The sequence below is a fragment of the Allobrachymonas chironomi DSM 19884 genome, assembly GCF_000374625.1.
Classification (GTDB): Bacteria; Pseudomonadota; Gammaproteobacteria; order Burkholderiales; family Burkholderiaceae_C; genus Brachymonas; species Brachymonas chironomi.
In genome coordinates this window covers 1-8,621 of sequence record NZ_KB894790.1, presented here as the reverse complement: position 1 = coordinate 8,621, position 8,621 = coordinate 1, and the positions used below count along the sequence as shown (strand labels likewise).

Below are 8,621 nucleotides of genomic sequence, written 5' to 3'. Positions count from 1 at the left end.
TCGCGCTCCAGTTCCTTGATGCGTCGCGCATCCGAGGTCGTGGTACCCGCACGCAGGCCAGCGTCGATCTCGGCTCTCTTGACCCAATCGTGCAGGGTTTGCGGCACACAGCCAATCTTCGGCGCAATCGATTCGATAGCTGCCCACAACGAAGGGTACTCGGCTCGATGCTCCTGCACCATGCGCACAGCGCGCTCGCGCACTTCCGGGGAAAACTTGTTGGACTTGTTCATGGCTCCATCTTCTCAAGAGTTGGGGCCTCCTCCAAACCCGGGGCGGTTCACCAACAAGGATGTGCTGAGCAGAAAGTATGGTGCTCATATGTGATTGGCTCCGGAGTGGCGTGTATACAATGAGGGTTTCATGGCCGCGAGGCCGGTTGGATCCACTATAGCAGCAAATCGTATCTATTCAGTATGGTTGTTGCATTCTGGCTGCGCCTTGCAGGCGGTCAAACTTGTGGTCAAACGTGTAGTCCTTCCATCCGTAATGAAGTTACGTTTTGGTATTGATATTTTTTGGAGTTTTCATGAGCAACTCATTGTTTTCATTGGATGTGGTTGATAATTCCCGCCCCTTTGTCCTGTTGGGTGGGGTTAACGTGATGGAGGATCTGGACTTTGTGTTGCGTTGTGCAGAGCACTATGTGCAGGTCACAAGTCGCTTGAGTATTCCCTACGTGTTCAAGGCCAGCTTCGACAAGGCGAACCGCTCCTCCATTCACTCCTACCGTGGCCCGGGTATGGAAGAGGGGCTCAGGATCTTTGAAGCGGTCAAGAAGGAGTTCGGGGTTCCTGTCATTACGGACATTCATGAGCCCTGGCAGGCAGCCCCTGTCGCAGAGGTTGTCGACATCCTGCAGCTGCCCGCCTTCCTGGCACGGCAGACAGATCTGGTCGTGGCCATGGCCAAGACCGGCAGAGCCATCAACATCAAGAAGCCGCAATTCCTGAGTCCGTCCCAGGTCGCCAACATCGTCGAGAAATTCAGGGAGGCGGGCAACGACAAGCTGATGCTGTGTGACCGTGGCACCTGCTTTGGCTACGACAACCTGGTGGTAGACATGCTGGGTTTTGGTGTCATGAAGAAAGTGACCAACAACCTGCCCATCATCTTTGATGTCACGCATGCACTGCAACAGCGTGATCCCATGGCAGGCGCTTCGGGTGGCCGCCGCCAGCAGATTGTGGATCTGGCGCGCGCCGGCATGGCAACCGGACTGGCGGGATTGTTTCTGGAAGCACACCCGGACCCGGACAAGGCCAAATGCGATGGTCCCAGTGCTTTGCCGCTTGACAAGCTGGAGCCTTTCCTTGCCCAGATGAAAGCGATCGACGATCTGGTGAAGGGTTTCGAGCCACTTGAAATTGCCTGACAGCAAAAGAGGAATAGCCTGATGACAGATAAGCCTTCCGTGGTAATCGTGATTCCTGCACGATATGGTTCTACGCGTTTACCGGGCAAGCCGCTCGCAGACATTGCAGGAAAACCCATGATTCAGCATGTGCATGAGCGAGCGCTGCAGGTAGCGGGTGTTGACCAGGTACTGGTAGCCACCGACGATGAGCGGGTTGCCAGTGCCGTTGTGGCCTTTGGCGGGCGCGCTGTCATGACAGATCCCGAGCATCCTTCGGGAACAGACCGTCTGGCTGAGGTGATGCGGCAAGTGCCAGCCGAGATCTATGTCAACCTGCAAGGTGACGAGCCTCTGGTGCGGCCGCAAGACATTCAAAAGCTGGTAGAAGGCATGCTGCATGATGACTCTGTGGCAGTGGGTACCCTGTGCCATGTCATCGACGCAGATGAGGCACTCAACCCCAATACCGTCAAGGTGGTCCTGGCTGACAACGGTGATGCCCTTTACTTCAGCCGCTCACCTATCCCTTATCCGCGGGAGGCGGTGGAAGCCAGCTACCTGAAGCATGTAGGTGTTTATGCCTATAGAAAGCAGGTGCTGCAGCAGTATGCCGGCTTGCCCCAGCCGATGATGGAGAGAGCAGAAAAACTGGAACAGTTGCGCCTGATGGCTGCAGGCTTGAAAATTCGCGCTTTTCTTGTGGAGCCTACCGGTCCGGGCGTGGACACGCCAGAATGTCTTGAGCGTGTACGTGCCATCATGCAGGGAGAGGTCTTCACGGAGGCTGTACCCACACTGGCAGATATCCGTCTGGTGATCACGGATGTCGATGGTGTCCTGACTGATGGTGGCCTGTTCTATGACGCTACAGGCGAGTGCATGAAGCGCTTCCATGTGCGTGATGGTCTTGGCATGAAGCTGCTTGAGGAAAATGGCGTGCGCGTGGCAGTGCTGTCCGGACGAGATTCGGCTACACTGCGTACCCGGGTTGCAGACTTGGGGATTGGCTTGTCGCAATTCGGTGTCAAGGACAAGGCCGCAGCCTGTCGGGAACTGATGGCACTGGCCGGAGTCCAGGCCGAACAGACTGCGTGCATCGGAGATGACAGCATTGACTTGCCGGCCTTTGGAGTTTGTGGTTTGAGTTACGCTGTTGCGGATGCTCCTGCGTACGTCAAACAGGCTGCTACTGCGGTCCTGCAGACTGAAGGTGGAAAGGGGGCGTTCCGGGAGTTGGCTGATGCCATTCTTGAAGCCCAGGGCAGGCAGGATGTCGTAAGTTCTGCGCAAGGCTATAGCAGCGTCATGAGCAAAATGGCGCAGTAACGGAGGAGTGGAGAGTGGAAGTGGTACAGGAACAACAAAAGCAGGATGATGCACTGCTTATTGCACGCCAGACGCTGGATAACGAGATAGTTGCGCTGCAGCGGATGCGCAATCGTCTGGATGATGGATTTCGTCAGGTTGTGGACATGATCATGGAGATGCAGGGTCGTGTCGTTGTCGTCGGCATGGGCAAGTCAGGCATTATTGGTCAGAAGATCGCAGCAACACTGGCGTCAACGGGTACGCCCTCCTTCTTTGTGCACCCTGGTGAAGCTTTTCACGGGGATCTTGGCATGATCAGACCAGTCGACGTGGCTTTGCTGATCTCCAACTCAGGAGAAACCGAGGAGGTTTTGCGCATCCTTCCTTTCCTTGAGCACCAGAAAAACCGCATTATTGCCATGACAGGCAAGGCGACCTCTACCCTGGCCAGACATTCCCATGCGGTGTTGGATGTGGGAGTAGAGCGTGAGGCATGCAAGAACAACCTGGCGCCTACCAGCTCTACGACTAACACCTTGGCCATGGGAGATGCACTGGCTGTAGCCCTGACCGTCAAGCGCGACTTTCAGCCTGAGGATTTTGCACGCTTTCATCCTGGTGGCAGCTTGGGCCGTCGTTTGCTGACTCGTGTGAGCGATGTGATGCACAAGTTGCCTTTGCCTGTATGTGAGCCAAACTCCAGCTTCCGGGATGTGGTGCAATCGATCACATATGGGCGCATGGGGCTGACACTTGTCATGGACCAGAAAAAACTGCTTGGCATTATTACAGATGGTGACTTGCGTCGTGCTTTTGGGGAAGAGGGCGATGTACAGCATCTCAAAGCCAACCAGATGATGACGCCGGATCCCCTGACAGTCAAAGCAGATGTCCGTTTTGCTGAAGCAGAGGCCTTCATGCAACAGAAGGAGGTGCGGGCTCTTGTTGTGGTAGACAATGTAGGCGACACAATTGGCGTCTTGCAGATCTATGACATGAAAAACGAGGCACCATCGGCCTGAAATGCGCTTGGGAATCATGTCTCGCGGAGTCATCCGCATTCCCTTCCTGTCTGTGCTGTCTGGCCATGACATAGTTGATCTCAAGCAAGGTTGGTGGAAAAGAATGCCATCCGTAGATGCGGTGGCAGGTTGGGGTATGCGTCCTTCTGCACAGAAAGCACGAGCGTATGCCGCTAAACAGGGGCTCCCTTACGTGTCACTGGAGGATGGTTTTATCCGCTCCTTTGGTACTGGAGATCGTTTTCCCCCTTTATCCATGGTGGTGGATCAGACAGGTATTTATTATGACAGTACGCAACCATCGGATCTGGAGGGGATGCTGAATGGCAAAACTTCGCTGCACCAGTCGGGCAGACAGGATGCACAGCGTGCAATGCGCTTGGTGCTAGAGGGTAAATATAGTAAATATAACCATGCTGGCGCGCTCAACTCGGAAATCCTAGGCGTTCTTTCCACCAGGAAGGTGCTGGTTGTTGATCAGACGGCAGGGGATATGAGTGTCACCTTGGGGGGGGCGAATGCAGAGTCATTCAAGGACATGTTGCAGGCAGCCTTGAGCGAGAACCCGGGAGCTACCGTTTATGTCAAGACGCACCCTGAAGTCTCTTCCGGGAGGAAGCGTGGCTACTTGACGCATGTGCAGACTGATGGGCGATTGGTGGTTTTGCGAGAGGCCGTCAATCCTTACAGTCTGATTGAGGTCATGGACAAGGTCTATGTGGTGACTTCCACAATGGGGTTTGAAGCGCTGATGGCGGATAAGCAGGTCGTATGCTTTGGGCTGCCTTGGTATGCTGGATGGGGACTCACAGATGACAGGTGCCAGCAGCATTTGGTCATGTCAAGACGCAGAAAAAAGAGAACTACGGTTGAGCTTTTTGCTGCTGCATATATGCAATATACGAACTATATCGATCCGGTGACCTGTCGGAAGGGTGACATATTTTCTGTTTTACGTTGGATTGAAGTTCAAAAAGAGGTGCGTGAGATATTTCACAAGGGGGCAATAGCGCTAAGCTCTAAGAAGGGTTTTCACTCGCTTGTAAAAAATATGCTCGATTCCTATTGTGACCTAGTAGTTTTATCATATGAATCGAAGGGCAAGAGTGCGATGTTGCCATCGTTTTCGGGTACAGTTATGGTTTGCCCGGTCCAGGAGTTGTCTGTTAGTCTGAGAGAGTTTGCCCGTAGTCATGGATACTCGCTATTTAGCGTCATCACAAATAAAGCCAACGGGAAAGTATGCCTCAGGGCGGAGGAGGGTCATATAGGTGCTCAAAGGTATGAGTGGAGTCCTTTGCTCCGAGGTTTTTACGGGTGAGGCAGGCTTGCGTATAAATATTTTATGATCTGCAGATTTGCCCTGAACCGGTTGGCTATTTTAGGAGTTATTTTTGAGAAAATTCTCCGGTTTGCCATGCCCAAGTACTTGTGCACATGCTCTCTAGCGAACGCTTGGCAGACCACTGCAGCAATTTGTTGGCCTTGTCCGTTTTGGCATAACAGGAGGCCACATCACCGCTTCGTCGAGGTTCGAATTGATAAGGAATTTCCATTCCGGAAGCTGAAGCAAATGCCGTGACCATCTCAAGAACGGAATGGCCAGTACCTGTTCCCAAATTGATGGCGTGCCAGCCAGGATGCTGATGCGCATAGTCAAGTGCACATAAATGACCTTCGGCGAGATCCATGACGTGTATATAGTCTCTGACGCCTGTTCCATCTGTGGTCAGATAATCATTTCCGAAGATGCTCAATTGCGCCCGTATGCCATGTGCTACTTGCGCTATGTATGGCATTAGATTATTGGGTACTCCGTTGGGTTGTTCACCAAGTTGCATGCTATGGTGCGCGCCCACGGGATTGAAATATCGCAGACAGATGAAGCTCCATTTTTTATCTGATTTGGCTACATCGGAAAGAATTTCTTCAATATGAAGCTTGCTCCTGCCATATGGATTGGTGGCGCTGGTAGGATGATGCTCGTCAATTGGAAGATATTGAGGTTCACCGTATACGGTTGCACTGGAGCTGAACACCATGGTAGAAACTCCAGTCTGGTCCATGGCGTTTAATATGCTTAAAGTTCCTTGCACATTGTTGATGTAGTAACTTATGGGAATTGCATTGGACTCGCCAACAGCTTTCAGTCCGGCAAAATGCATGATGGCATCAATGCGATGTTCCTGAATAGTTTGTATCAGAAGATTTGTATCGCAGATGTCTCCTACAATTAACGGTGCTTTTTTTTGGGTAATGTTTTCAATGCGACCAGCAACCAACTCTTGACTATTGGACAGATTGTCAATGATTGCAATGTTATGGCCAGCTTGTAGAAGGCACACGGCGGCGTGACTACCAATGTAACCAGTGCCGCCTGTAAGTAATACGTTCATTTTATGTGTGGAGGTTGTCAATTGTGATGGTATGGGTGTATTATGACATGTGTTTTGTGTTGCTGGCAAGCCATTCAGGTCGCGAAAGTATCTGTTGAGTGTTTGACTATTTTTACCCCAATACCATATTTTTATTTCATTTCTGTGAAAGCGCTCGGGGCTGTAAATTTCAAAAATTTGAATTATGAATGAAGATTATATCCTCGGAGCTTGGGTGCATCAAAAGCTTGGTTTCTTGTCAAAATTGCTGGATTACCCTGTGACATACCTTCCAGGTAGACTGAGTCGGCCTATTTATGTGGCTGGATGGGGGAATAAGAGAAGTGGCAAGCTGGCGAAATTTATTTCAAGCATGCTGGGTGTCAGATTGCTCAGGCTTGAGGATGGATTTGTTCGCTCATTCAATCCGGGCTTGTCCTTTCCGGGGCTTTCGCTGGTGGCTGATGCCAAGGGGATATTTTATGACTCAAATTCACCCAGCGATCTGGAGATTCTTCTTTCGCGAGAGATGAAGGTTTCCTTATCAGATAGGCAGGAGTTTTTGCGCGACAAGGCGGATATGCTAAATTTCTCCATTAGCAAGTACAATAATGCCCGTCCTGGTGTGGAGGAGATTATTAGAAGTAGCGATGCTTCTCGCGTTCTGGTCGTTGATCAGACATTTGGGGATCTTAGCGTCTTGCAGGGGGGGGCTGAATCTACTACCTTTCATGAAATGCTGGAAGCAGCCATCCATGAGAATCCAAAATCTACGATCTATCTGAAAACGCATCCACAAGTCACTGCAGGAGTAAAGTCAGGGTATCTGTCTGATGTGCCGGCTGGGGAAAAAATTGTCCTGCTTCCGGATCTGGTAGACCCGCATGACTTGATTAGGCAGATGGATCGTGTGTATGTAGTCAGCTCCGGAATGGGATTTGAGGCTCTATTGTTGGGCAAACCTGTAACATGTTTTGGCATACCTTGGTATTCTGGGTGGGGTGTTACAGATGACAGAAAATATTGCCCTCGTCGTTCGCAGCGGCATACAGTGGATGATCTTTTTATTGCAGCGTACGGACTCTATACAAGATACCTTGATCCTGACACGCGAAAGCGAGGTAGCTTGAGAAATGTTCTTGTATGGATGAAGCGACAACGAAATTTTCATGCAAAGTATCCAGCACGGATGATTGCTGTTGGTTTCAAACCGAAAAAAGTTGCCAATTTGAAAAATATGCTTTCGCTTTCAACGTCTAATATTCATTTTGCAGCAGACACTCAGGAAGCTGCACAGCTGCAGCCAGAGGGACAGGATTGCCTGATTTGCTGGGGCAGAATACCTCCAAAAGGTCTGGAAGCTCTTGCCATGCAGACAGGTGTCCGCTTGTTGCGGATGGAGGATGGTTTTGTACGTTCTGTTGGTTTAGGTTCGGATCACGTGCCGCCCATGTCTTTTGTGCTGGATGCAAGGGGTATTTATTTTGATCCTGGACAACCCTCTGATCTGGAATTACTACTTAACGAACATGAGTTTACCTATGAAGATATTGATAGGGCAAAGTATGTACGAAGTTTTATTGTGCAGCACGGTATCACGAAATACAATTTGGAGCCTTTGTGCGCCGTGAACTGGCAGAACAAAAGTAGCCAGAAAGTTGTTTTAGTACCTGGTCAAGTGGAAGATGATGCCTCGATACGTTATGGTTGTGATCCAGAAGGTGTCCGTACTAATCTGGGTTTGCTGGAAGCGGCACGGCAAGAGTTTCCTGATGCCTACATCGTATACAAGCCTCACCCTGATGTGAGCAGCGGCAACCGTGTTGGTGTGGTACATCACCAGTCTGCCATGCAATTGGCGGATTATGTGGAAATGAAGGCGTCTGTAGTCAGTTGCATCGATGCTTGTGATGTCGTGGTAACCATGACATCATTGACAGGTTTTGATGCGCTGCTACGAGGCAAGCAGGTGATTGTTCATGGGCGTCCGTTCTATGCCGGTTGGGGGTTGACAACAGATGTGATACCGGTTCCACGTCGTAGCCGCACATTGAGTCTGGATCAGTTGGTGGCATGCGCCATGCTGCATTACCCCTTGTACTGGGATGAGGAACTGAAGGGCTTTGCCAGTTGTGAGGCTGTATTGCATCGTGTGTTGGAACAGCGCATGCTATTGGCTCAGAGGAGCGGCCTACAGCGTATGAAAGCTGACACATGGCGAAGAATGCGCAGTATGGCCAGAAAGATCAAAACCACCCGCTCCAGATAGGGTAACTCACTTGGACTTTGGGAGTGTCAGAATTTCTGTGTGCGAGGCGGTCGGGTTATTTTCCGTGACTGTTAGAAGGCCTCTTACCGTCCTGCCTGTGCCGGCTCGGTAAAACGCTCTTCATAGAGTATCGCAAACTGGTTCATCGCTTCGCGCCACTCCCGGGCCGGGCGCCCCCAGTCGGCCGTGATGTTTCGCAGCGCCAGCCACAACAGCTTGGTGGCTGCATCATCGTTGGGAAAGTGCCCCCGCGTCTTGATGATCTTGCGCAACTGGCTGTGCAGGCTCTC

General features: G+C 51.2%; 7 protein-coding genes and 1 pseudogene. 5 read left to right on the top strand and 3 right to left on the bottom strand.

The window, feature by feature from the left end; all coding sequences use genetic code 11:
• The coding region (locus C513_RS0112185) for a transposase (protein WP_018716275.1) at positions 1–233 on the bottom strand (233 nt) is incomplete at its 3' end.
• Between the two features lie 296 nt (positions 234–529).
• Between C513_RS0112185 and kdsA the strand changes: the two genes are divergently transcribed.
• From kdsA to C513_RS13480, 4 genes are read left to right on the top strand one after another with little or no spacing between them, the layout of a single operon-like run.
• Positions 530–1,375 (top strand): 3-deoxy-8-phosphooctulonate synthase, encoded by an 846-nt coding sequence (gene kdsA / locus C513_RS0112180; protein WP_033395107.1) that lies wholly within the window; start codon positions 530–532, stop codon positions 1,373–1,375.
• A gap of 21 nt (positions 1,376–1,396) precedes the next feature.
• Positions 1,397–2,683, top strand: coding sequence for a 3-deoxy-manno-octulosonate cytidylyltransferase (gene kdsB, locus C513_RS14035; RefSeq protein ID WP_076342757.1), 1,287 nt, complete (start codon positions 1,397–1,399; stop codon positions 2,681–2,683).
• 14 nt (positions 2,684–2,697) lie between these two features.
• The gene (locus C513_RS0112165) at positions 2,698–3,687 is read left to right on the top strand and encodes a KpsF/GutQ family sugar-phosphate isomerase (RefSeq protein WP_018716272.1); all 990 of its coding nucleotides are present in this window, start codon (positions 2,698–2,700) and stop codon (positions 3,685–3,687) included.
• A 16-nt stretch (positions 3,688–3,703) separates the two neighbouring features.
• The gene (locus C513_RS13480) at positions 3,704–5,008 is read left to right on the top strand and encodes a capsular polysaccharide export protein, LipB/KpsS family (RefSeq protein ID WP_245552839.1); all 1,305 of its coding nucleotides are present in this window, start codon (positions 3,704–3,706) and stop codon (positions 5,006–5,008) included.
• Between the two features lie 67 nt (positions 5,009–5,075).
• On the opposite strand, the gene galE is transcribed toward C513_RS13480, so the two are convergent.
• A complete protein-coding gene (galE, locus tag C513_RS14030) occupies positions 5,076–6,083 on the bottom strand; it encodes a UDP-glucose 4-epimerase GalE (protein ID WP_076342755.1) in 1,008 nt (335 codons plus the stop codon).
• Between the two features lie 184 nt (positions 6,084–6,267).
• On the opposite strand from galE, the gene C513_RS14025 reads away from it, so the two are divergent.
• Positions 6,268–8,331: a capsular polysaccharide biosynthesis protein gene (locus C513_RS14025; RefSeq protein ID WP_076342754.1), complete on the top strand. Its 2,064-nt coding sequence runs from the start codon at positions 6,268–6,270 to the stop codon at positions 8,329–8,331.
• Between the two features lie 83 nt (positions 8,332–8,414).
• Here C513_RS14025 and C513_RS13475 read toward each other — a convergent pair.
• Positions 8,415–8,621: pseudogene (locus C513_RS13475) on the bottom strand (IS256 family transposase); the annotation flags it as partial.